The sequence below is a fragment of the Winogradskyella sp. genome (assembly GCF_045105575.1).
Classification (GTDB): domain Bacteria; phylum Bacteroidota; class Bacteroidia; order Flavobacteriales; family Flavobacteriaceae; genus Winogradskyella.
Map to the genome: position 1 here is coordinate 88,341 of NZ_JBGCDQ010000048.1, position 24,721 is coordinate 113,061.

At 33.4% G+C, this 24,721-nt stretch carries 25 protein-coding genes; 14 read left to right on the forward strand and 11 right to left on the reverse strand.

From position 1 onward, the window contains the following. Positions 1–19: 19 nt before the first annotated feature. Both AB8B52_RS11915 and lon read right to left on the reverse strand, forming a co-directional pair. Positions 20–775, reverse strand: coding sequence for a LysM peptidoglycan-binding domain-containing protein (locus AB8B52_RS11915; RefSeq protein WP_406028392.1), 756 nt, complete (start codon positions 773–775; stop codon positions 20–22). Continuing rightward, entirely contained in the window at positions 759–3,212 is a 2,454-nt protein-coding gene (gene lon / locus AB8B52_RS11920; protein ID WP_406028394.1) for an endopeptidase La, read from the reverse strand. Before lon ends, AB8B52_RS11915 begins: the two co-directional genes overlap by 17 nt. Positions 3,213–3,454: 242 nt before the next feature. On the opposite strand from lon, the gene AB8B52_RS11925 reads away from it, so the two are divergent. The 12 genes from AB8B52_RS11925 (at position 3,455) to AB8B52_RS11980 (ending at position 12,115) form a co-directional block, all read left to right on the forward strand. Then, positions 3,455–4,009 (forward strand): RNA polymerase sigma factor, encoded by a 555-nt coding sequence (locus tag AB8B52_RS11925; RefSeq protein WP_406028396.1) that lies wholly within the window; start codon positions 3,455–3,457, stop codon positions 4,007–4,009. Positions 4,010–4,015: 6 nt separating this feature from the next. Then, complete coding sequence (locus AB8B52_RS11930; protein ID WP_406028398.1) at positions 4,016–4,579, forward strand: hypothetical protein; 564 nt, start codon at positions 4,016–4,018, stop codon at positions 4,577–4,579. Next, positions 4,557–5,645, forward strand: a complete 1,089-nt coding sequence (locus AB8B52_RS11935) for a hypothetical protein (protein ID WP_406028400.1) — start codon at positions 4,557–4,559, stop codon at positions 5,643–5,645. The genes AB8B52_RS11930 and AB8B52_RS11935 overlap by 23 nt, the downstream gene beginning before the upstream one ends. A gap of 39 nt (positions 5,646–5,684) precedes the next feature. Then, a complete protein-coding gene (locus AB8B52_RS11940) occupies positions 5,685–6,407 on the forward strand; it encodes a head GIN domain-containing protein (protein WP_406028402.1) in 723 nt (240 codons plus the stop codon). A gap of 108 nt (positions 6,408–6,515) precedes the next feature. Then, positions 6,516–6,785, forward strand: a complete 270-nt coding sequence (locus AB8B52_RS11945) for a hypothetical protein (protein WP_406028404.1) — start codon at positions 6,516–6,518, stop codon at positions 6,783–6,785. Positions 6,786–6,811: 26 nt separating this feature from the next. Continuing rightward, a complete protein-coding gene (locus AB8B52_RS11950) occupies positions 6,812–7,096 on the forward strand; it encodes a hypothetical protein (RefSeq protein WP_406028406.1) in 285 nt (94 codons plus the stop codon). Between the two features lie 258 nt (positions 7,097–7,354). Continuing rightward, entirely contained in the window at positions 7,355–9,082 is a 1,728-nt protein-coding gene (locus AB8B52_RS11955) for a DNA polymerase III subunit gamma/tau (RefSeq protein ID WP_406028408.1), read from the forward strand. A 10-nt stretch (positions 9,083–9,092) separates the two neighbouring features. Then, entirely contained in the window at positions 9,093–9,677 is a 585-nt protein-coding gene (locus AB8B52_RS11960) for a hypothetical protein (RefSeq protein WP_406028410.1), read from the forward strand. 113 nt (positions 9,678–9,790) lie between these two features. Further along, positions 9,791–10,372: a tRNA-(ms[2]io[6]A)-hydroxylase gene (locus AB8B52_RS11965; protein WP_406028411.1), complete on the forward strand. Its 582-nt coding sequence runs from the start codon at positions 9,791–9,793 to the stop codon at positions 10,370–10,372. Positions 10,373–10,407: 35 nt separating this feature from the next. Further along, the gene (locus AB8B52_RS11970) at positions 10,408–11,526 is read left to right on the forward strand and encodes an META domain-containing protein (protein WP_406028413.1); all 1,119 of its coding nucleotides are present in this window, start codon (positions 10,408–10,410) and stop codon (positions 11,524–11,526) included. Positions 11,527–11,550: 24 nt separating this feature from the next. Then, positions 11,551–11,736 carry a hypothetical protein gene (locus tag AB8B52_RS11975; protein WP_406028415.1) on the forward strand — a complete coding sequence of 62 codons (186 nt, stop codon included), beginning with the start codon at positions 11,551–11,553 and terminating at the stop codon, positions 11,734–11,736. Continuing rightward, positions 11,729–12,115, forward strand: a complete 387-nt coding sequence (locus AB8B52_RS11980) for a hypothetical protein (protein WP_406028417.1) — start codon at positions 11,729–11,731, stop codon at positions 12,113–12,115. Before AB8B52_RS11975 ends, AB8B52_RS11980 begins: the two co-directional genes overlap by 8 nt. 74 nt (positions 12,116–12,189) lie before the next feature. On the opposite strand, the gene AB8B52_RS11985 is transcribed toward AB8B52_RS11980, so the two are convergent. Genes AB8B52_RS11985 through AB8B52_RS12000 form a run of 4 tightly spaced genes read right to left on the reverse strand, consistent with a single transcriptional unit; the run spans position 12,190 to position 17,362 of the window. Beyond that, positions 12,190–13,143 (reverse strand): AAA family ATPase, encoded by a 954-nt coding sequence (locus tag AB8B52_RS11985; RefSeq protein ID WP_406028419.1) that lies wholly within the window; start codon positions 13,141–13,143, stop codon positions 12,190–12,192. Positions 13,144–13,149: 6 nt separating this feature from the next. After that, on the reverse strand, positions 13,150–14,595 hold the full coding sequence (locus tag AB8B52_RS11990; RefSeq protein WP_406028421.1) for a peptidylprolyl isomerase: 1,446 nt from the start codon (positions 14,593–14,595) through the stop codon (positions 13,150–13,152). Further along, positions 14,558–15,409: a peptidyl-prolyl cis-trans isomerase gene (locus tag AB8B52_RS11995; RefSeq protein WP_406028423.1), complete on the reverse strand. Its 852-nt coding sequence runs from the start codon at positions 15,407–15,409 to the stop codon at positions 14,558–14,560. Before AB8B52_RS11995 ends, AB8B52_RS11990 begins: the two co-directional genes overlap by 38 nt. A gap of 9 nt (positions 15,410–15,418) precedes the next feature. Then, on the reverse strand, positions 15,419–17,362 hold the full coding sequence (locus tag AB8B52_RS12000) for a peptidylprolyl isomerase (protein WP_406028425.1): 1,944 nt from the start codon (positions 17,360–17,362) through the stop codon (positions 15,419–15,421). A gap of 256 nt (positions 17,363–17,618) precedes the next feature. Between AB8B52_RS12000 and AB8B52_RS12005 the strand changes: the two genes are divergently transcribed. Then, positions 17,619–18,080 carry an SRPBCC family protein gene (locus tag AB8B52_RS12005; protein WP_406028427.1) on the forward strand — a complete coding sequence of 154 codons (462 nt, stop codon included), beginning with the start codon at positions 17,619–17,621 and terminating at the stop codon, positions 18,078–18,080. Positions 18,081–18,092: 12 nt separating this feature from the next. After that, a complete protein-coding gene (locus AB8B52_RS12010; protein WP_406028429.1) occupies positions 18,093–18,332 on the forward strand; it encodes a hypothetical protein in 240 nt (79 codons plus the stop codon). A 66-nt stretch (positions 18,333–18,398) separates the two neighbouring features. On the opposite strand, the gene AB8B52_RS12015 is transcribed toward AB8B52_RS12010, so the two are convergent. The 5 genes from AB8B52_RS12015 to AB8B52_RS12035 all read right to left on the reverse strand — a co-directional run bounded on the left by AB8B52_RS12015 (position 18,399) and on the right by AB8B52_RS12035 (position 24,673). Beyond that, positions 18,399–19,538 (reverse strand): lycopene cyclase family protein, encoded by a 1,140-nt coding sequence (locus AB8B52_RS12015; protein ID WP_406028431.1) that lies wholly within the window; start codon positions 19,536–19,538, stop codon positions 18,399–18,401. Further along, on the reverse strand, positions 19,539–20,174 hold the full coding sequence (locus AB8B52_RS12020; protein WP_406028433.1) for a carotenoid biosynthesis protein: 636 nt from the start codon (positions 20,172–20,174) through the stop codon (positions 19,539–19,541). A gap of 4 nt (positions 20,175–20,178) precedes the next feature. Next, complete coding sequence (gene crtD / locus AB8B52_RS12025; RefSeq protein ID WP_406028435.1) at positions 20,179–21,648, reverse strand: 1-hydroxycarotenoid 3,4-desaturase CrtD; 1,470 nt, start codon at positions 21,646–21,648, stop codon at positions 20,179–20,181. 161 nt (positions 21,649–21,809) lie between these two features. Further along, the gene (locus AB8B52_RS12030; RefSeq protein ID WP_406028437.1) at positions 21,810–22,694 is read right to left on the reverse strand and encodes a patatin family protein; all 885 of its coding nucleotides are present in this window, start codon (positions 22,692–22,694) and stop codon (positions 21,810–21,812) included. After that, positions 22,694–24,673 carry a M1 family metallopeptidase gene (locus AB8B52_RS12035; RefSeq protein WP_406028439.1) on the reverse strand — a complete coding sequence of 660 codons (1,980 nt, stop codon included), beginning with the start codon at positions 24,671–24,673 and terminating at the stop codon, positions 22,694–22,696. The genes AB8B52_RS12030 and AB8B52_RS12035 overlap by 1 nt, the downstream gene beginning before the upstream one ends. Positions 24,674–24,721: the final 48 nt, after the last annotated feature.

The window sequence follows — 24,721 nt, forward strand, 5'->3', positions numbered from 1 at the left end:
TTTTTAGGTGCACTAGTTTTTATCGCAACTTTAATCTCTGACCAATTTTTATGGTATTGCTTTTTAAGCCGTTTAAACGTTTTAGTGCTTCTACCGTTGTACCATTATTTAAGGCAATACGGTACAGATTATCTCCACGTTGCACCACCCAGAATGATGATGAACTGCTAGACACTTCAGAACTGGCATCTTCACGTACACGAAGCTCTTGATTTGGCCTAATAACATTAGAATTTAAATTATTTAACCGTTTCAATTGGCTTACTGTAATACCATATTGTTTTGCCAAACTAAATAAGGTTTCACCAGAAGAAACAATGTGGTAATCCAATCCTTCGTTATTAGAGTAGTCATCTGCTGTTGTATTTTGAGACACTGTATTGGCTTCAACAGCGTCAAAATTACTAATACGAAGTGTTTGTCCTTCATTAACTAAAGTCGACTCTAATTTGTTAGCCTGCTTTAATTGCGCTAATGAAACTCCGTACTTTTTGGAGACGTCTAGCAAAGACTCATTCTCTTTTACCACATGAAAATCGCTAGAATTAACGATATAAGCATTTGATGATGGCTCGTTTGTAACTCTCACCGCAGGTTGTGTTGGTTTTTTAACCTCAGGTTTTACTAAGGTTATTTCACCAGTAGTAACATTCAGCTTTGCAGGTTTACCATCTAAAAAAACGTCCTTATACTCAACTTGGTCTTGTGCAAAAACACATAAACTAGAAAATCCGAGGGCGACAATGGCTATAATTAATTTATAATTTCTTAGCATTTTTAACTTTTTGATTTGTTAATGCAAGTTTCAGCACATCGCTCATATCAGTAACATAATGAAACGTTAAGCCTTTGAGGTACTCTGCTTTAATTTCATCAATATCTCTTCTATTCTCTTCACAGAGTAAAATCTCTTTTATACGCGCGCGCTTCGCAGCCAAAATTTTCTCTTTTATACCACCAACTGGTAATACCTTACCTCTTAAAGTGATTTCACCTGTCATGGCTAAACTCTTTTTAACTTTACGTTGCGTAAACAAAGATACTAAAGAGGTTAACATCGTAACACCTGCACTAGGACCATCTTTTGGTGTAGCACCTTCTGGTACGTGAATATGTACATTGTACTTCTCAAAAATTTCTGAACTTAGTCCAAATTCATCTGCATTGGCTTTAATATATTCCATAGCAATGGTTGCAGATTCTTTCATCACTTTTCCTAAATTCCCTGTGATTGAAAGTGTTCCTTTTCCTTTAGATAAAATAGATTCTATAAATAAAATATCACCACCTACTCTAGTCCATGCTAAACCAGTAACAACACCAGCGACATTATTATTTTCGTATTTATCGCGCTCTAATCTTGGGCTTCCTAATATTTCAATAACATCTTCATTAGAGATTTTGATGTTATATTTTTCTTCCATTGCAATATTTTTAGCTGCATAACGCACCGTTTTTGCAATTTGTTTTTCCAATCCTCTGACACCAGATTCTCTCGTGTAACCTTCAACTATTTTTTCTAATTGTGGTTTTCCGACTTTTAATGCAGAAGCATCTAAACCATGCTCTTTTAATTGCTTTGGTAATAAATGACGTTTGGCGATTTCAACTTTTTCTTCAATAGTATAGCCAGTAACATTTATAATTTCCATTCGGTCTCTTAAAGCCGGCTGAATGGTATTCATACTATTAGACGTCGCAATAAACATCACTTTAGATAAATCGTAACCCATTTCTAGGAAGTTATCGTAAAATTCATTGTTTTGCTCAGGATCTAAAACTTCTAACATCGCAGAAGACGGATCGCCTTGATTGCCTGTAGATAGTTTATCAATTTCATCTAAAACAAACACAGGATTAGAGGTTCCTGCTTTCTTCAAACTTTGAATAATTCGTCCTGGCATGGCACCAATATAGGTTTTTCTATGTCCTCTTATTTCAGCTTCATCACGCAATCCACCAAGTGAAATACGCACATATTCTCTACCTAAAGCTTCTGCAATAGATTTTCCTAAAGATGTTTTACCAACACCTGGAGGTCCGTACAGACAAAGTATTGGCGACTTCATGTCATTACGTAATTTCAATACTGCTAAATATTCTATGATGCGTTTTTTAACATCTTCTAATCCAAAATGGTCACGATCTAAGATTTTCACAGCACGTTTTAAATCGAATTTATCCTTGCTAAATTCATTCCAAGGTAAATCTAAAAACAAGTCTAAATAGTTACGTTGAATAGAATACTCAGCGACTTGAGGATTCATACGTTGCATTTTTGCAAGTTCCTTATCAAAATGTGCTTTTACTTTTTTATCCCATTTCTTATTCTTAGCTCGGGTTTTCATGTCTTCAATCTCTTCACCAGACGACACTCCACCACCCAATTCTTCTTGAATAGTTTTCATCTGTTGGTGCAAGAAATACTCACGTTGTTGTTGGTTCATATCACTTTGAACCTTATTCTGAATATCATTTTTAAGCTCTAGCTTTTGATATTCCATATTCATAAACTTCAACGTTTCGAGCGCACGTTCTTTAAGATCATTGATCATTAATAACTTTTGCTTCTCCTCTACTTTAAGATTCATGTTGGACGAGACAAAATTGACTAAAAACGAATTACTTTCAATATTCTTAATTGCAAAAGACGCTTCAGAAGGAATGTTTGGACTTTCTTTTATAATATCTAAAGATAAATCCTTGATAGAATCAATAATCGCTTTAAATTCCTCATTATCTGGTGCAGGCTTTGCTTCAGGAATATCAGAAATCGTAGCGGTTAAATAGGGCTTTTCAGAAACTACCTCATTAATAGCAAAACGCTTTTTACCTTGAATAATAACGGTTGTATTGCCATCTGGCATTTTTAGCACTTTTAAGATGCGCGCAACGGTTCCTGTTTTATAAATATCTTTAGCCTTTGGGTTTTCTACAGCTTCATCTTTCTGAGATACCACACCAATCACTTTTCCGCCTTTGTTAGCATCATTAATTAACTTTATCGATGCATCTCTGCCAGCGGTTATCGGAATAACAACACCTGGAAATAATACGGTATTTCGTAAGGGCAAAATAGGTAAGGATTCTGGTAACGATTCGTTGTTTATTAACTCTTCATCTTCAGGAGTCATTAACGGAATTAATTCTGAATTCTCATCGAAATCCTGAAATGACAGATTGTCTAAATTTAAAAATTTTGATTTTTTCATATATGTTTTCTAGCCATTCTGTCACTAAACGCAACAAAATCACATTAATTTAAAAGTATTAATAATTAACTTTATATTGAATATCAATTACTTATAAGATATTCAAAGTTATTCACACTACTCTATTTTCAATTGTTATGCCATTACCTTTATGATTGGAAATAACTTTAGATAAACTTTTTTTCAGTCTAACTGTAACAAAATGAAAAAGAGTATCTCTTTAAGTAAAAGCAATTGTTTTTTTGACATCAACCAATCAAAATATCGAACAGTTACTATTGCTTTGCAAATCTGGAAACCACCGTGCACAGTTGGAAATTTATAACAGATATAACAAAGCGATGTACAACACAGCAATAAGAATTGTAAAAGATTCTTTTAAAGCTGAGGACATTATGCAAGAGTCTTTTTTAACGGCTTTTACAAAATTGAATGCCTTAGAAGACAGTAGTTTATTTGGTGCCTGGTTAAAACGTATTGTGATTAATAATAGTATTTCGCACTACAACAAAACTATGAAACAAAACGAAGTGCCTTTAGACCCTATTATTTATAAAGTTGAAAATGAAACTGGGCTCAATGAAGATGAACAAAACACTGCTAAAGTGAAACATATTTTAAACGTAATGAAAACCTTAAAACCCAATTATAGTTTGAGTTTAACATTACATCTTATTGAAGGTTACGATTATGAAGAAATCTGCGACATTATGAATATTTCTTATGCCAATTGCAGAACACTTATATCGCGAGCCAAAGAAAGTTTAAGGAAGAAAATAGTATTAAAAGCATCTTAATAACCTATGGAAAAAGATAATTTAGAGCAGCTATTTGATAATTTAAAAAATGACTTTGATATTGAAACACCCAATCAACATCATGAGCAACGGTTTTTAAACAAATTAAAATTAGATGCTAACCACATCACTGAGCTTAAAACTATAGCTCGTTTTAATTGGAAACCAGTTTTTGCGATTGCTGCCTCTGTCGTCATTTGTTTAAGTGTTTTTATAACGCTACAAAACCAACCTGAAGTTTTAGATTTAGCCAGTGTGTCGCCAGAACTATCAGAAACTCAAGATTTTTTCACGGTGACAATTGAAAACGAATTGAAAAAACTAAACAAGGAAAGTTCACCTCTCACAGAACAAATAATTACCGATGCTTTAAAACAAGTGAAAATACTAGAAACCGACTATCAAACTTTAAAAACAGATTTAACCGAAAGTGGAAACGATCAGCGTGTTATTTATGCGATGATTAGCAACTTTCAAAATAGAATAGATATTTTAAATACTGTTTTAGAACAAATAGAAGACATTAAACACTTAAAAAACAACACCAATGAACTTAAAAATACCATTTAAAATAGCGTTTTTAATTTTGCTTATGCCCTTTGTGCTCTTCGCAAATACCGAACGAGATTTGGTTAAAACAACTAAAGAACGGAACATTAAGAAATCGTACAATGTCTCTCCAAATGCTACATTAAAGGTGAATAATAGTTTTGGGAACTTAAATATCGTTACTTGGGATCAAAATAAAATTGAATTTGATATCACCATAAAAGTAACAGGAAATAATGCCGAAAAAGTACAAGATCGCCTCAATAGCATTGCTGTAGATTTTTCTGCGACAAACGATTTGGTTTCTGCGATTACGAGAATTGAAAAAAATGAAAGTAATTGGTGGAATTGGGGAAAAAAAATGAACCTTCAATTAGAAATTAACTATCTCATAAAGATGCCAATTACGAACCATGTAGATCTCAGCAATGACTATGGTTCTATTAATCTCGACCGACTTGAAGGTGTTGCAAAAATCAGTTGTGATTATGGAAAAATAACCACGAAAGAATTGATGGCAGACGCTAATGATATTCGTTTCGATTATAGCTCTAGCTGCTTTTTTGAATATATTAATAGTGGCACGATTAAAGCAGATTATAGTGGTTTTACAGTTGCTAAAGCAAAAAATTTAATTGTAAAAGCAGATTACACAAAATCAATTATTGAGGCTGCAGAAAATGTAGACTATAATTGTGATTATGGGTCTTTAAAAATAGATAACATTAACAATCTTGATGGACAAGGAGATTATTTAAGTTTAAGACTAGGTGATGTTTTTAAAAACGTAAATATTAAAACCAATTTTGGTTCAATTAAAATTGACCGAATGGCATCTAAAGCCAAGAATATTGATATTAAATCAGAATTCACTGGAATTACCATAGGTTATGATGTCGATTACAATTTTAATTTTGATATCGATTTAGAATTTGCATCTTTACGAGAATCCGACGACTTTAATTTCATAAGTAAAGAAATTGAAATGACAGAGAAGAAATACAAAGGTTACTATGGTTCACAAAACTCAGGAAACCTAGTCAACATAAAATCTGAATATGGAAGTGTTAGTTTTAAGAAGAATTAAGAGTTTATAGTTTAGAAAAATCAATTAAAAATCAGATACATGAAAACATTACAATCAATTACAGCATTAGTTTTTCTTTTAAGCACCACATTATCTTGTGCACAATGGAATGGACAAAAAATTAAAGGTAACGGAGACATTACAACAGTTAAGAGATCTACAGAGTCTTATGATGGCTTAAAAGCTGCAGGACCTATGGATTTTAAACTTGTAGAAGGCAAAGAAGGCAACATCACTATTAAAGGAGATGCTAACCTTATGGAGTATATAATTACAGAAGTTAAAGACAACAAACTGGTGGTAAGAGTAAAAAAAGGAGTCAGTTTAAAATACACCCAAGCCATTGTCGTTACTGTACCTTATGAATCTATTAGTTCCGTATCGTTAGCAGGATCAGGAGATATTGAAAGTTCAGGTATCATTAAAGCGGATCAATTTAATGTGTCTTTGGCTGGGTCTGGAGATATTAACTTAGCCGTTTCATCTGAATCTTTAGACAGTGCCATAGCAGGTTCTGGTGACATAAAATTAAAAGGAAGCACCAAAAATTTAACAACAAAAATTGCAGGTTCAGGCGATTTTGATGGCAACGATTTACAAAGTACCGATGTTACGGCCAAACTTACGGGTTCTGGTGACATTGATGTGGTTTGCAATGGCAAACTGGTGGTAAGAATTACAGGCTCTGGAGATGTCAATTACTCAGGAAAACCGACTAGTAAGGATACTAAGGTAACGGGTTCTGGTAGTGTTGGTAACTAAGTTAGACAATCAAAAAAATGGAAAAAGGACTAGCTTTGCTGGTTCTTTTTTTGTTTCATATCATGGTGACAAACAAAACGACGCATAAATAGACATAAATTATTATCTTTGAGAAATAACCTTATCATTATGGGAGCAGTAGATTTGAAACACAAAGTATTAGAAATTATAAATTCTTCTGATGAACGTTTTTTACGAATGGTTAATGCCTTACATAAAAGCTATAGCACAAACAAAGACGATAATTTCTTTAATGAACTTCCAATTGAAATTCAGGAACTTTTAATGGATAGTCGAACGCAAGCCAAAAAAGGAAACACTAGAACGCATAGCCAAGTTATGGCCGATTTTAGAGAAAAATATAATATGCCTAGTTAAGTCTTATGACTGTTATTTAGACTCCAATGGCAGAATTAACCTTTGCTAAAACTTTAGAGTTTATTAGTGAAAAATGGTCTATTTCTGAAGTAAATAATTTTATAGATTTAGTGGATGATTTTGTTCAAAAAATAGAATCTGGCATTATTAAAGGGAAAATATCTCAAACCACTAATATGAGATTTTTTGTTATTTCAAAACAGACTACTTTATTTTTCGATGTTCATGACGACATAAAAACTGTAGAACTTTTATTGTTTTGGAACAACAAAGAAAACCCTAAAAAACTCGGAGACTTTCTAAAGTCTTAAAATAAATGTTTCAATTCTCAAGGTGACTCAATAAAGTGCTTTATCAAATTAAGTCTGATAGTGAAGATTAACCAAAATTCGCAGCTTACGTGCTTTTCAAAAAAAATTGTTTATGATATTTTACAGCGATACTGTTAATAACTCAAATAAACTAAGCGCAATTTAAACTCTAAATTGCGCTTCTTTTTTTAAATTTGTATTTCAGTTAAAAATCAAAACCTCAGCATCGTAAGATGCCTAAAATAGTTCAGCACAACCTTGGAACACTTTGTAGTATCAGCTCGTAAATACAGACCACAGACCTTTAAGGATGTTGTGGGTCAGCAGGCTATTACAAATACCTTACTGAATGCTATTGAAAACAATCATTTAGCACAAGCCTTATTATTTACAGGACCTCGTGGAGTTGGTAAAACGACTTGTGCACGTATCCTGGCAAAAATGATTAATAGTGATGGCAACACTAAAGAAGACGAAGATTTTGCCTTTAATATTTTTGAACTCGATGCAGCATCTAACAATTCAGTTGATGACATTAGAAGTTTAACAGACCAAGTGCGTATTCCACCACAAGTTGGAAAATATAAAGTGTATATCATTGATGAGGTACACATGCTTTCACAAGCGGCTTTTAATGCCTTTTTGAAGACTTTAGAAGAGCCACCAAAACACTGTATTTTTATTTTAGCGACGACAGAAAAACATAAAATCATTCCGACGATATTATCACGTTGTCAGATATTCGATTTTAAACGTATTACGGTTTCCGATGCTAAAAATTACCTAAAATATATTGCCAAAGAACAAGGTATTGAAGCCGAAGATGATGCTCTTCATATCATTGCTCAAAAAGCAGATGGTGCCATGAGAGATGCCTTATCTATTTTTGATCGTGTAGTCAGTTTTTCTGGAAAAAATTTAACCAGACAAGCCGTTACCGAGAATTTAAATGTGCTTGATTACGAAACGTATTTTACAAGTACGGATTTAATATTAGAAAATAAGATTCCAGAATTGTTAGTGCAATTCAACAGTATTCTATCCAAAGGCTTTGATGGCCATCATTATATTGCAGGTTTAGCTTCACATTTTAGAGATTTAATGGTGTGTAAAAATCCATCAACCATTCCGTTATTAGAAGTCGGTGAAGATACCAGCCAGAAATATATGGAACAATCTCAGAAAACATCGCATACCTTTTTAATGGAAGGCATTCGGATGGCTAACGACTGTGATCTTAAATACAAAACCAGCAAAAATCAACGTTTATTAGTTGAGTTAACACTTATGCAACTTGCCTCTATCACTTTTGATGGAGAAAAAAAAAATGGTAGGTACTTCATAATTCCGCCTTCTTATTTTAAAGCGCGTGGCATTACACCAATTCCTGTTACTAAACCAAAAGTTGAAGTTAACACACCTCAAACGACTGCTAAACCCGAACTAAAAGAAACGCCTAAAGAAACTGTTTCGGAAGTTGCTGAGCCTGTTGTTGTTATTCCTAAAATATCTATCAATAAACCAAAATTAACCACCTCTGGCTTGTCTTTAAAAAGTATTCGCGAAAAGAAAGAACATCAATTGCGACAAATGGAAGTGGTTATTGATGAAGACGATTTACCAAAAGAACCTGTAACGCAAGAGGCTTTAACTGAAGCTTGGAAAGCCTACACAGACCAAATGGATAAAAAGGGTGAAAAAATTATGGCTTCTATTCTACAAATGGATATGCCAAAATTAAAAGGGACGACCATCTGCCTCACCTACTCTAACACTACCAATAAAATTGAATTAGAACGTGCTGAATTTCCTTTAATGGCTTTTCTAAAGAAGAAATTATTAAATTACGATCTTACTTTAGATATTACGGTCAACGAAGAAATTGCAAAAAAATACGCCTTTACTCCATTAGAGAAATACGAAAAACTGAAAGAAAAAAATCCGAATATTGAAGTTTTACGACAGACTTTTGGGTTGGATGTTTAATATTAATATTATGAAACACTTATTTCTAATACTATTACTTATAACCATAGCCTTAACAAGTTGCGAAGGCAAAAAAACACAGCAGCAAGCCTTATCAGAAAGCATTGCTAAATTCAAAAAAACGGTAAATCTTGAATCGCACGTTTATATTCCTGAAAACTATATGGAACGCGAAGTAGATACTGTAATGAGCAATGGTTTCCGTGTTCACATAAAAACCTATGCTGATATGACGAACAGTGTGCAGTTTTCAAAAATTAAAGATACCATCAACTACCAAACACATTACAGAAATTTTAAGTTTGAAGTGCGCGTCACAAAAGACGATAAACTCATTTATAAAGACCAATTTGATAAACAAAAAGTAAATAAAGTCTTCAATTACAATCCAAATTTAACAGTTAGCTCTGATTTGTATAATTTTGATACACTTAGCGTTTTAAAATCTATTGACGTTAATGATGATCCTAGCTACACCAATATGGTTTTAATTGACATTATGTACGCCATTCCTGAAACGGACAGATCCTCATCACACAGATTATTGATAAATGATAAAGGCACTGCTAATATTGTTCAATTAGGCGTGAACTAAACGACTAATATATTGGCTATGACATGTTATCATCTCTTACGTCATTGCTAAAAACAACTAATTTTCACAGTATCTTTACAACTTAATGTTACCATACCTAATTCCTCAAAAAAATGCTCGGATTAAAATTACCAACCGACCCAAGATGGGTAAATATTGTAGAAAAGAATATTGAAGATATCCTTACAGACCATGCTTACTGCGAACAAAAAGCAGCAAGCACTGCGATTTCACTCATTGTAAGTTTCCCTGAATACACGGAATTAATTAATGAAATGGTTGATTTGGTTACCGAAGAAATGAGCCATTTTAAAATGGTGCACGATAAAATCGTTGAAAATGGCTGGACGCTTGGTAGAGATCGCAAAGACGATTATGTTATTGCGCTTATCAAATTCTTTCCAAAAGGTGGCAGTAGAACCACACAACTAGTGCATCGCCTTTTATATGCAGCCTTAATTGAAGCACGCAGTTGCGAACGTTTTAGATTACTTTCTGAAGAATTAGAGGACAAAAAACTCGCCAAATTTTACCGCAAACTGATGATAAGCGAAGCTGGCCATTATACCATGTTTCTTAATTTTGCACGAAAATATGGAGACCGAAAAGAAGTTGATGACAAATGGGAACAACTGCTTAACTATGAAGCTGATATCATGAAAAACCTAAGCAATAGCGAAACCATTCACGGATAAATTTTGTGACTTTAAATAACTTTTAAAGTTTTATCATGAAACACATCTCTATCATACTACTTTTTATTACCGGATTTTCTTCTGCCCAAAATGATTTAATAGGAGAATGGTATTTGGATTCAATGTTGATAGACAATGCAACTTACAACAATGTTTACCCCTTTGTAAATAATATCATATTTAGTGAAGATATTGCTTTTGAAAACTTTTTAGAATATGATGGAACATCGACCTGTAACGCTTTTTTTGGTTACTATATATCGACAACCGCTGAAATTGAATTTTATAGTTTAGGCATGACTGCTATGGATTGTGGTAACGCACCAAGAGCTACTTTTGAAAATATATATTTTGCATTACTGAGTAACAACTTTACAGAATCAAGCGCATTTACTTATGTTATTACTGGTGAAGGAGACAATCAAACTTTAATCTTAACCAATGCGAATGGAGATAAAATTTTTTACAATAAACAAGAAACTACAGTCAGTCTTCACAGCACTTGGTACTTGGATACGGTTACAGAAAACGGAACAACCTTTAATGGCTTATCTTCAAATTCGCCTAGCCTAACGTTGTTAAATAACGTACATCCTTTCTTTGGTTCCATATCTTTTCAGGGTACTGGAGTTTGTAATGATTTTGAAGGAGATTATAACATGTATGTTAATAATGGAGATAACCTAAGAATCAACAATTTCATACCAACTACAAATGTTTGCGATCCGATAAGCGCTCTTGAAACTGCCTATTTTTCAATTTTAAGCAATCCAGAATTCAATGTATTTACATTTGAAATTACAAATAATGGAGATCATTTGATTTTGACACCTACTGGCGATTTAGAACGTTCTACCGATATAAACAATAGTATCGTTTTTAGAAAGCAAGCCCTATCCATTAATGAATTTGACTATAACGCTATAGCGCTTATTGAAAATCCTGTAAAGGATCAATTAGAATTAAATATAGCCAATAACCTATTATCTCAAAACCTGACATATCGTATTTATAGTGCTAATGGAAAATTGATTTCTAAATCAAGACGCTATGAAAATGGTATTAATGTTAGCACGTTTTCAACTGGTCTTTATTTTATAAGTCTTGAAACTGACAATGGAGTGTTGACGACTTTAAAATTTGTGAAAGAATAAGTATTCAAAACTTCAATACATCCTATGGATAAAAAAATATTAGGAAACTTTATTATCTACTTTCCAACTTTAGCTTACATCGCTTATCACTTTGTAATGAAAACAGACAATAGTGGTATTGATTGGACATCTATTGTAATAACAGTCCTTATCGCAATGGTAAGCGGAGCCATAGGTAACAGAATTAAAAACAAAGGAGAAGTTGAATAAAAGCAGACATATCCTTCTTACTTTATATCTAATTTTATTAATTCTGACGTCTCTTGGAACTGCAATTGGTAGTATATTCTTCTATGACGAAATGATTGAGTTAATTCCTAAGTTCACAACCTACTTATTGTATTTACAATTGTTTGCTACTTTCATTGAAATACTTTCTATTTATTGGGTATTTAGATGGTATAAAATTGGCTTTTATGGCATTATGATTTCCTACGTCATCGATATCTACATAAGTGATAAATCGGGAATACTAACCCTAAATAATATTTTAGGAATTGGAATAAGATTCGGGTTACTTTATGGTATTTTACAACTCAAATCTAAAGGCATTTCAGGATGGAAAAATCTTGACGAATTGAAAGGTTAATTTTCAGAATAAAAAATAGATATCTTTTGATTATTCAAACTATAATATTGGCTAAGCTGTTATTTAAGATTATCCTAAAACAAACTCTCAATAATCTTCTCGTCAGTAATCCCTTCAGCTTCTGCTTTGTAGTTTTTAATGATTCTGTGTCTTAGAATTCCTGTGGCAACGGCTTGAATATTTTCAATATCTGGAGAAAATTTACCTAAAGTGGCTGCGTGTGTTTTAGCTGCTAAAATTAAATTTTGTGATGCTCTTGGTCCTGCTCCCCAATCTACAAACTCTTTTACAATATCTGCTGCTGTAGCTTCTTTTGGTCTGGTTTTAGACACTAAAGACACTGCGTATTCTATAACATTATCTGCTACAGGAATACGACGTATCACATTCTGAAAATCAATAATCTCTTGTGCCGTAAATAAAGCATTCACGGTCATTTTAATATCCGTAGTTGTGGCTTTTACCACATCCACCTCTTCCTGAAATGATGGATATTCTAAGTTAATAGCAAACATAAAACGGTCTAGTTGTGCTTCTGGTAAGGGATACGTTCCTTCTTGCTCAATTGGGTTTTGTGTGGCTAATACAAAATAAGGTAAATCTAATTTGTACTGATGACCAGCAACCGTTACCGAACGCTCTTGCATGGCTTCTAGTAAAGCGGCTTGTGTTTTTGGAGGTGTTCGGTTAATCTCATCGGCCAATACAATGTTCGAAAAAATAGGACCTTTAATGAATTTAAACTGACGATTCTCATCAAGAATTTCACTACCTAAAATATCACTTGGCATTAAATCTGGCGTAAACTGAATCCGCTTAAAATTTAAACCCAAAGCTTGTGCAATGGTATTTACCATTAAGGTTTTTGCTAATCCAGGGACACCTACTAAAAGCGAGTGACCGCCAGAAAAAATGGAAATTAAAACTTGATCTACAACCGCATCTTGCCCAATAATAACTTTGGCAACTTCTTTTTTTAAGGCAGCATATTTTTTAACGAAGTTTTCGATGATAGTAACATCAGACATATTCTCTTATTTTTTTAACCAGTTACTTTGAAAATCACACTCTCGATAAACACTATTAACCTTGATATAAGTATCTTTAATGGTTTCTTTTTGCCACTTTTCTACGGCTTTAATTTGTTTGTCTTGTAAAGCGAGATTTTTAATTTTTAAATAATCTTTTGCAAAGTCAGCTTCATGATCGTCAATACGATCTGTAACGGTTAAAATTTTGAATTTAATTCTATTGATACGATCTTCATCTTGTAATACAGGACTAATCTCACCATCTTTTAAATTTTGAATTTGCGAGTATAACTCTGGCTCCATTCTGGTTAATTCAAAATTAAAATCTTGTGTCGTTGGGTTGGTTAACTGACCACCTTCGTATTTTGTTTCCTTCTGGTCGCTAAATTCGCGTGCAGCTTGAGCAAATGTTAATGTACCATCTACAATTTTTGCTCTTACCTCATCAATTTCATCTTTCGCTTTTTGAATGGCGTCTTGTGTTAATTCTGGTCGTAATAAAATATGCCTTACATCATATTCTTGCCCTCTTACTTTTTCGAGTAAAATGATATGATAACCAAAGTCGGTTGCAAAAGGATCAGAGATTTCACCTTCTTGAAGTGAAAAAGCCACATCTCTAAATTCCTTTACCATTCTTGGTTGTTTTCTATTCAAAGTATATTTACCTCCTGTAGATTTAGAACCAGAATCTTCGGTGTAAAATAAGACCTTAGTTGTAAAACTAGAACCATTTTCCTCTACATCTTTCTTAAAACCGTTGAGCTTCTCAATAACAGCTTCTCGTGCGTCCTCAGTCACTTCTGGTATCACTACAATTTCTGCTAGTTTTAACTCAGTACCGAATGTTGGACGTTCATCTTCTGGAATCTCATTAAAAAAGGTACGCACTTCTTCTGGAGTGACTTCAATATCACCTGTCACTTTCGTTTGCATTTCTTGTGCTAAATAACCCGTTTTATTGATCTCGTACATCTCTTCTCTTAAGGCTTCTTCCGACTCCTTTTTGTACAGTTTCAACATTTTATCAAGGTCACCATTCATTTGTCCTAAAATACCTTGAAATTGTTGCTCTACTCGAGATTGAATGTATAACTCATTGACCAAAACACTATCTTGAATGGCTTGATGCGCATATAATTTATTTTCTAGTAAACGACCAAAAAACTCACAATCCGTAAACCCTTCTAAATCGGCTCCTTGTGCTTTAAATTGTTCTTTTTCTCTTTCTAAATCTGATTCTAGAATAATAAAATCACCAACCACGGCAGCAACACCATCTGCTTTAATTCGTGTTTTCTTAACCACGCTATCCATTGATTTTTCAACGACAGCAGCTGGCGCTTCATCATCAATAATTTCTTGGGCATTGGTGAAACTGAAAGCTATAAAGCAAACCAAAAGGGCTACCTTACTTATAAATTTCGAACTTATTGTTTTTAATTGCATCTTTTGTAATATCATTTTCGAGTTGCTTGATGAGCTCTAATTTTCTCTTGTTTATAACAATTTTATTTATAGACGTATTAACGTAATCTAAAGGCGCATAATCGTTTTGAAAGCGTACATCCTTCACATACATCAAATATAGGTTTAATGAATCTTCGAGTTGTAAAAAATTAGTTTTATTTAACAGTTGATCTTTATTGGCACTGGTGATAATCGGAATTTTTTCTACCACACGGCTTAATTTAATCCAAATAGAATCACTTAATACGTGTGATTTAAATTGTACAGAAATAGAATCTAAATACATTTTATCTTTTGTTTCAAAACGTTTGAAACGTGTTTTTATCGTATCAAGATTAATTGGGTTTAGAGCCAAACTAATGTATCTGAATTGTATTAAATCGTCATTCAATTTAAAAGACTCTTTATTAGCTTCATAAAACAATTGTGCTTCCTCTTGTTTTACAATCGTGTCTATATTTTTTTTAACTAAACGCTCTAAATAAGCTTTTGCGTATAAATCGTGTTTGTATTGTTCTACTAATTTGGAAAATTCATGCTGCTTATCTTCAGAAAGATTCACCAAAGCACCATCCATTAAAAGTAATTGTCTTGCCCAACGATTTATGTAAGTATTTATCATTAAGGTACTGTCTGCCGAAGAAGCGCCTTTTGGCACCACATCTTTAAGATTCTCCTTATACAGATAATTATCATTTACTCTAGCCACTGGCTCTAGGTCGTCTGATTTTTTAAAAAAATCGCAACCCACCAACAGTAAACTGATAAGAATTATGTAAACGCTGTGCTTCAAAATTATAAATTAGTTTCCGATTTTAGCCTTTATTGTAGCCAGTACCTCATTATTCACCTCGATCTCAAAACGATTGTATAAATCTTGAATCCAATTGGTTTCTATTTCGGCTTGGTAATCATTAATAACTTTACCCTTTGCTTCTTCCAAAGTTTTTTGTCCCGCTGGCAGAACATCCTTTACGTCTATGACATGAAAAGCTTCATTGTGTTCATAAACTTTAGAAACCCCTTTCTTCTCTTTAAAATCGGCAGGTAAAATAGGATCACTTGTATCATAGAACCCTTTAGTAAAAATAACATTCTGTTCAACCTCAGTATTTAAAGCCACTTTAATAACCTCTTCCGACTTTCCTTTTTTCATCAATTTAAGAATCCGTTTCATTTTTGATTGATCTGCAGATGTTGCAATAACCACATCTACACGATCTTTCCATTGGTAGTTGGCTTTGTTTTTGGCATAAAACGTTTCTAAACCAAGAGAGTCTTTAGCAGCTTTATTCCAAACTTCCTTTTCCATTAAATCAAATAACAACAAGCCATCTCTGTATTCTTTTAAGATATTTGCGAATTCTTCATTTTCATTTTCTAAATTATCTTCTCTATATTTAAGGATAGACTTTTCAAAAAAGCTTTCAAATTCTTTTTCAACTATGGTTTCAAATGGAGTTGCTTTTCCTGTATAGAGTCTTTGTGCTGTCATTAAATGATTCGCAAACGCTTCATAAGAAAACGGTCGTTTATTAATGGTGAAAATAGTATCAGACTTTACAAGATCTTCTGGTACTTTCCAAGCACGATTATACATTTCTTTATTCAGTATAGAGGTAAAATAAGCATTTGCGTCGCTGTTGTAATTCACCTTATATTTTTTCTTCAACTTCGCTACCATGGCTTCGTTGATTAATTTAGAGCGCGAATCTCGTTTTACTTTAGTTTCAAAAGACGTTTTCACATCTTCAAAAGCTTCGATGGGTTTTAACTCCATACGCTTTACAATGTGCCAACCGTATGCTGTTTTAAATGGTTTACTAACGTCACCATCATTTTTAAGCGCAAATGCTTCATCCTCAAATTCAATAGAACTTAACTGACCACTTTTAAATGGTGAAATTTTTCCACCGTTTTTGGCCGAGCTTTTATCTTCAGAAAATTGTTTAGCAAGCGCATCAAAACGCTCTCCTTGGTTTAGTTTTTTATAAATTTCATTTATACGCTGTTCTGCATCGCGCAACGAATCTTTAGATGCCAAGTTAACCATAATATGAGCCGCTGTTATGGTTCCACGCGATGCACGTTTATCATTAACTTTTACCACATGGTATCCAAACTGAGTTTTAAAAGGCATTGAAATTTCGCCAACAGGAGTATTGAATGCGGCTGATTCAAAATCGTAAACCATTTTAAATGCTGAAAAATAACCGAGGTCTTCAATAAAGATGGTTTTTCCGTTATGCATTTCAGCTTTCACTTTATCAAAGCCTTCTTCTAAAGCCCGTTTTCTCAGCCCTAAAACTTGGTTGTAAGCTGTTAAGGTATCTTTGGCATTAGCATCCACGCGCACTAATATGTGTGCTGCGTTAATATCTATATTACTGCGCTCGTAAGCTTCTTTCACTAAAGTATCCGTAACTTCGTTTTCTGATATATAATTTTGAATGAGTTGTTTTTTATATCGAGAAAATTCGCGTTGGTAATTTTTATCCTCGTCTAATTTTAAGCGTTTTGCTTCTTTTAGCTTCAGTTGGTACTCTGTAAATAATTTGAGATAACCATCGATATCCTTTTGGTTTTCATCTTTTACCAAATCGAGATTTTTATTATAAACTCTTAAAAACTCTGAAGCCATAATGGGCTGACCATCTACTGTTAAAAGTACAGCATCGGTATCTTGAGAAAACGAAACATTTAATGCAAAAAGCACTAAAAACAGACATTTAAATTTAAGACTCATAATTTATAATTTTATTATATTGTACAGATTGTGTTATTCACATTTGAAACAGAGCAAAAATAACATAAATAGCCTATTTCACAAGCGGTTTAAAAGGCAATATTTTAATTGTTTCTGCTAGTTACGTAGTAAAAATCACACCATTATAACAAGTGGCATTATTTTATAATGATTTTAACACTAAAAACGAAACAAACATCGAATAGTTGACACTTTTGGTGACACTTTTTATACTTTTATCGAAATAAAAGATGGTATGAAATACACCACTGAAATACTGATTAAAAAGAACATTTCAGAAGTGATTAAAAAACTGAATTCTACCAGTAATTGGAAACATTGGCAAGAAGGCTTGGTGAGTACGGCACATATTTCTGGAGTGCCAAATCAGTTGGGCGCCAAAATGAAACTTAAATACCGTTTTGGGAATCGTGTGATGGAAGTATTAGAAACATTGACCAAACAAGATTTTCCAAAAGAATTTCATGCCACTTATACTACAGAAGGCATTAGAAATATTCAGGAAAATTATTATGAAGCTACAGACGAAGGCTTTACCAAATGGATTTCTGTTAATGAATTTGAGCCTACCAATTTTAAAATGAGCATGATGCTTTTTTTTATGCCAGGTGCGTTTAAAAAACAGACTAGAACTTATATGACTAATTTTAAGAATTTCGTTGAAAAAGGAACTTCTATTTATAAACCAAATTTATAAAGCAGTACAACCATGCGACAACTGAAACTTATCTGGGATTTTAGAGGTCCAGCCGGACAAAAAACAGCAGAACATCATCTCATTCATCTCAAAGAATACATTACTATCAACAAATTAGACATAAGTATTACTGGTGTTGAAACGATCAGCGACATGCATAGTTTAGCATATTTAGTGGTTGATGAATCTGAAATGAAACCTATTAGAGATACGTTGAAACCACATCGAGGCCAAGTTTATGAAAGTAGTTAGGTGTTAGGTGTTAGGTGTTAGGTGTGAAAAAAAAAGTTAAATCCCGATGCTTGCATTTTTTTTTGCTTAAAACAAACGCTTAAATAAAACTTTAATAAAAGGCCAAGATGGTACAGAAGTAATTATTTTTAAATCTTGAATCAAAGTTGATTCTTCATCTAAAAATTTAAAAATCGTTGTAACTTTTGTGTTTTTAAATAAGCTTGAAAATAATTTTGCACCATAGCTATTGTCGCTAGCCAACACATCGAGCATCAATAAATCGTAATACCAAAATTTTGTGCGTTTTGCGAATTTAGATATGTTAGCCTCCGTTTTTAAAAATTCTACCAAAGCTTTTGTCTTTTTAGTCGTAGTCATAAAGGTATAACCTGTACTCGCTTTAGTCCAGCCACCTGCTGTACCAATGTGTAATATGTTTTTGGTATTTTGTTTAGAAAACTCATAGCAAGTCATAGGTATAGAGCCCATTTCAGTTTCGGTAATGGTATAGTCTTTAATACCTTTTTTGTCTAAATAATCTTTTATCGCAGTTTCGTATGCAGCCTTAGGTAATAGCTCTTTTGAAAATAAGGTGTATTCAAACAACGCTTCAGTTTTACTGGTTGGCAATACATACATAAATCGTGTATTCCCTTGTTGTGGAATTTCAAAATCCATAAAGGTAGCCACCTCAGCATCAAATTGAGGAGTTTCAGTTTTAATAAACCAACCAATAAAATGCTGCTGTAATACTGGGAATTTGGTTTGTGTTTTATAACTATCATCAAACAACAAGCTGTTAAATACCTTTGACGCTTCAAACTGACCCGATTTGGTTTCGACAACAACCTTATTTTCAATAGACTGAAGTCCAGAAACCTCTGCTTGCTGAAAACTGATGTTTGATTTTTCACTAATGGTCTTCCAAAGTAAATCGTAAAACGACGCACTGCGAATCATGTTATACTTGTAAGGCTTAATGTCTATTTGTTTTGAAATGAAATCACTTCCAAAATAAACAGAAGACCATGATTTGTGTAAAATAGAATCCCATTCGCCTAGACCTTCTTCCCAAAAACACCAGGTTCGGTCATTGCCTTTATCTTTTACTTTATCGATTATAACAATAGACGTCTCATCAAAAAAGGAATCATTAGCCATGCGATACGCTAATAATAAACCTGATGCGCCAGCGCCTAAAATGATATAATCTGATTTTGTCATTTAAAAGAATAAGAATACGGTGAAAAATACAATAATTGAAATTAAAATGTGCCAAGAAATGATTTTATTGGTCTTAATGGCGAAGGCTTGATAACCCAAATGTGCCACAAAAGCCGTTGCTACCCAACCGATATAATTTTGAAGTGGTACAATGCCGTTTTCAAACTCCCAAAAATCGAAACGTGGTGCCGATTGCTCTAAAAGTAAATCCATAGCAGTCATTATAATACCACCAATCAACGCTGCTGCAATGATATTTTTAGAAATAAAACGCGACACATCTGCAGAAACTGCGGTTAATAATGCCCAATTGAAACATATCAGTAGTGGTACACCTGCAATTTTCCATCCTAAGTTTTCACCGTAAGCATACGTGCCGAAAATAAGTCCATAGTTGACTCCTAAAGCTTCAGTGACGAAACCTAAAATAAAAGGAATACTTAAGGCTAAAGCAACTTTTGGTTTTAAGTCTTCAATATTGATAATTAAGATAATAAATGTGATAAAAAGATTTAAAGGTGTTAGACTCAAAAACCAATCTTGATATGACGATAAAATGCCAATAATACCAGATACTGTAAATAGCCAAATGACAAAGATTGAAAGGTATAATTTAAAGTTTTTATTCTGTTTCATGCGATTAAGACTCAATTAAATCAGCTACAATTTTACCAGAAAGTAAACATAGTGGAATGCCACCACCAGGATGCACACTACCGCCACAAAAGTAAAGATTAGCGATACTACTTTTAAAATTTGGATGCCTTAAAAAAGCGGCATATTTGTTATTACTAGACGCTCCATAAAGTGCTCCTTGGTAACTCTGGGTCTTAGATTCAATAGATCTTGGATCTAAAATAGATTCAAATTCTATCAGTTTGGATATATCTTCACCTAATAATCGACTGAGTTTTTTAATAATATTTTGTCTGGTTTGGTTAATTATCTCATCCCAATCTTGACCAGTGTTGCTTGGTACATTTACCATCGTAAACCAATTTTCGCAGCCTTTTGGCGCATCATTTGGTTCATCTTTTGAAGAAATGTTTACATAAACCGTTGGATCGCTATGCACGTCTTTTTTGTTAAAGATAAAATCGAATTCCGTTTTGTAATCTTCTGAAAAGAAAATATTATGCAGATCGAGCTGCGGAAATGTTTTTGTAATTCCCCAATAAAAGATTAATGCCGAACTGCTTCTAGGTTGCTGTAGTATTTTTTCGGGAGCTTTATGTTTTTTTAATAACTGACGGTAGGTTGGGACGACATCAGAATTAGACACCACAATATCTGCCGAAACCATTTGATTGGCTAATTTAATACCAACCGCTTTTTTGCCTTCTGTAATAATTTCATCGACTTTGGTATTCAACTGGAAATCGACACCAATATCTTTTGCCAATTGAAACAAACTCATCGTAATAGAATGCATACCGCCTTTTGGAAAATAGGTACCAAAATATTGTTCGAGATGCGGAATCATAGACATAATTCCTGGTGTTTGGTATGGTGACGAGCCGTTGTAAGTTGCAAAACGATTGTAAAATTGCACTAGGCGTTCGTCTTTAAAGACTTTAGAATTATAAGCTGAAAGCGTCGTATCAATATCTAAACTATTCACATTAAAAATAGCTTTTAGCGTGTCCGCATTTAAATAGGTTGCTGTTTTGTGTAAGGACTTTTCTAAAAACAAGGAGGCGGTTAAATCGTATTTCTTTTTACTTCTTTTAAAATAATTGAGAATATCAGTTTCTTCAACATTAAAAGTGTGGGCTGCATTTTTAGCAAACTCAACTTCATCTGCCACTGCGGAAAATGTGGTACCGTCCTCATAAAAATAATTACAAACAGTAGCTTTCTTTTTGTATTCAAAATAATTTGCGATGGGCTGATTTGCCGCCTCAAACAATTGCTCTACAAATTGTGGCATGGTGAATAATGATGGACCCATATCAAAGCGATACCCTTGTTCTGAAAAAGCCGTAAGTTTACCACCAGGATATGCATTGGCCTCGTAAACGGTAACATCATTGCCTTTAGATTTTAACCTAATAGCTGCCGCAATACCTGCAATACCAGCACCAATAATAACAATGGTTTTCTTTTTCATAGAACCACAAAGATACAATGAAAAATAGGTTTGTTTTTAAAATTGAAGTGCTAAAAATTTGCTAATAATTACAAAAGGAAGTAGCAAAACCCTATAGCTTATTTAATGAAATTTAATATTCAAAAAGTTTTCAAATTGACGATATCTTTTACAAAAAAATGCTACTTAGCATGCTTCATTTCAGCATACTCAGAGCCTTCCTTCCACCATTGCTCCATTAAACGCTTACTAAAAATTAGAGAGTTTTCTGTAAGACTAGTTGGCGTGTAGTATAGGTTCAATTTTACATTTTTATTCTTCGCTGCGAGTTTGCCAATCGCAATATCGTTATGCTCTACTTGATCCATTAAATGACCAAATAAACTAATCATTAATGAAAATGGATTTTTACCCAAAACTTTTTGCTTTCCTAAAGTTTCAGCTTCTAAGACCACAGCATCAATTTCGGTAGCTCCTCTTAAGATGGCTTCTCTAATAGGAATGACGCAACCAAAACCGCCATCTGCATATTCATAACCGTCTACCGTTGCTAAAGACATAAAGGGAATGTAGTTACACGATATCCAAATCCAATTACAAAATTCTTCATAACTGTAATCATTTATGGACTTATACTCTACTCTATTCATAGAAAGGTTAGAGACCGTCACCACAACATCCTGTTTTTCCTTTTTAATTTTGTGGTATTCCTCTTGGGTAAAATCGCGTCGGATTTTACGTTTTAAAGCCTTACTCTCACCAAATGTACGCTTGCGCTTCATAAACTGCCATAATGAGTTTACAAAATCGATAGAAACATATTCACGATCGCCTTTTTTACGCTGTACAAAGGGACTAATGCTAAATATATCTTGCTGTTGCACATTGGTAAAGATATCGTACAATTTAGAAATATCGTTTACAGCCAAATGTGGCACAATGAGACTTCCTGTAGACGTTCCTAAAAACATATCGTAGGTGCGTTTTTCGCGCTCCATAAGATATTGTGCTACTCCACCTGCAAAAGCGCCTTTACTTCCACCTCCAGATATTACTAAAGCGCGCATTAATCTTTATTTTGTTTTGTTGCAGCCATTTTTTCAGATAATTCTTTGGCAAACTTAACCAATCTCCAGTTATGATGCGACTTTGCATTCTCTAAATTAGATTGACATTCGTCATTACAAGATTTCATTAAATTTAAATATTGAAAAGCATTCATCCGCAAATCGGCATTATGCGCTTCACCTGTGTAACTCACCAACTCGTTAAATAATTTTTGCTTGTCGGTTTCATAATAAGGCGTACTTAAATTTAAGGCAATCCAAAGGACACGTACATTTTTATCGCTAAAACCATAGACATCTCTTGTTTTTGACAAATACGTAGCACGATCAATAGGAAAATTAACCCACAAATTATACAAAGCCTTTTCTATCGTGATATAAGATTTATCTTCTAGCAAGGATTCATAATCTGCTTTTAAAGCCTCAGGAATTTTAGTTAGGTGTTGCGCAATGGCTTGCCTTACTTTGAGACCATGCTTAAATGTATCTTTAGTCACCAACTCTGGCACTTGTGAAATAATTTTTACTTTGGCTTCATCTGAAACGTAATATTTTAAATACTCTGCACATTTAGACGATTTGGTTTCACAATCTACCATCGCATATTCATTTATAAAGGTAGATTGCTTCTTCAACAACTCAAAAGCTTGTTCAAACGGAAACCCGTTTTTCTTAATCCACAGATTAACAAAAGCATTTAACGATCTGCCATGCAAACGCTCTACTTCCTTTATAAAATCAGTAGTTTGTACATTGGCAAATTGGTGCTTTTCTAAATAATTTTTAACCGCTTGTTTAAAAACCACATCTCCAACCTTAGTTCTTAAGGCATGTAGCACCCAAGCTCCATGTTGATAAAAGGTAAGACTACTCGATTTAGGATTTAATAGTGAGGTTCCATTACCAGACAAATCTTGTTGACTTAAATCTAAAACAGATTCCAAAAGCTTAAAATGGTAATAATCGTCACCAAAAATATCGCGTTCTGCCAATAAAGCATAATAAGTTGCAAAGCCTTCTTGAAGCCAATGATTCTCACCAGACGTTGCTGTGACTAAATTACCAAACCATTGATGTGCTAACTCGTGCGCATTAACATTGACATAATTTTTATCATTAAATCCAATAGAATCGACCACAAAAGCATCTGAAAAAATAGTAAGACTTGTGTTTTCCATACCTGCATACAGAAAATCGTGCACAGGTACTTGTTTGTAATTTTGCCATGGATACGCAAAACCGATTTCTTCTTCTAAAAAATCGAACATGCGCTTGCTATAGCGATAAGTAGGTTCAAATTTTAAAGAATCTTCAGGATAATAGTAATATTCTAGTGGAATTCCACTTTTAGAAATTTCGGATCGACCATCATACTCACCTACCACAACAGCAACCAAATAACTGGCCATTGGCTTATCCATATCATATTCCCACAAATTATTTCCTGAAAAGTCTGACTTAGATATGAGCTTACCATTTGCTAAAACCCGATAGCCTTTTGGTGCTACAAATTTTAAGTCAAATTCAATTTTATCATTGACATCGTCAATACTTGGCAACCAATTACTGGTGTATTTCCCCTGACCTTGAGTCCAAATTTGATTTCGACCTTCATTTTCCCAACCTACAAAATACATGGCTTTTTTAGGAGATGTAAAAAACATAAAACTAAGCTGGTAGTTTTGGTTACCAATAAAATCACTATACACGATTAACTTTTTACCATCATTTTTAAATTTAACCGCTTTTCCATTAAGGGCAACATGCTTAAACTCCATATTCAGCGCATCTAAATAAATAGAATCTGTGGGTTTAAGAATATCAAATTTAATATCATAAGAATTAAATAAGGTACTATCTACAGTAAACTGGTTAAATACAACTAGAGATTCCACCTTTTTGAAATCCACATAATCCATCTGCTGAGCAAAACAAACATGCGTTAAAAAAAGACAAATAATGACAAAAAAATTCTTCATAAATAGTTTAAAACAAGAATGAGACCAAAATAAATGAAAATACAAATT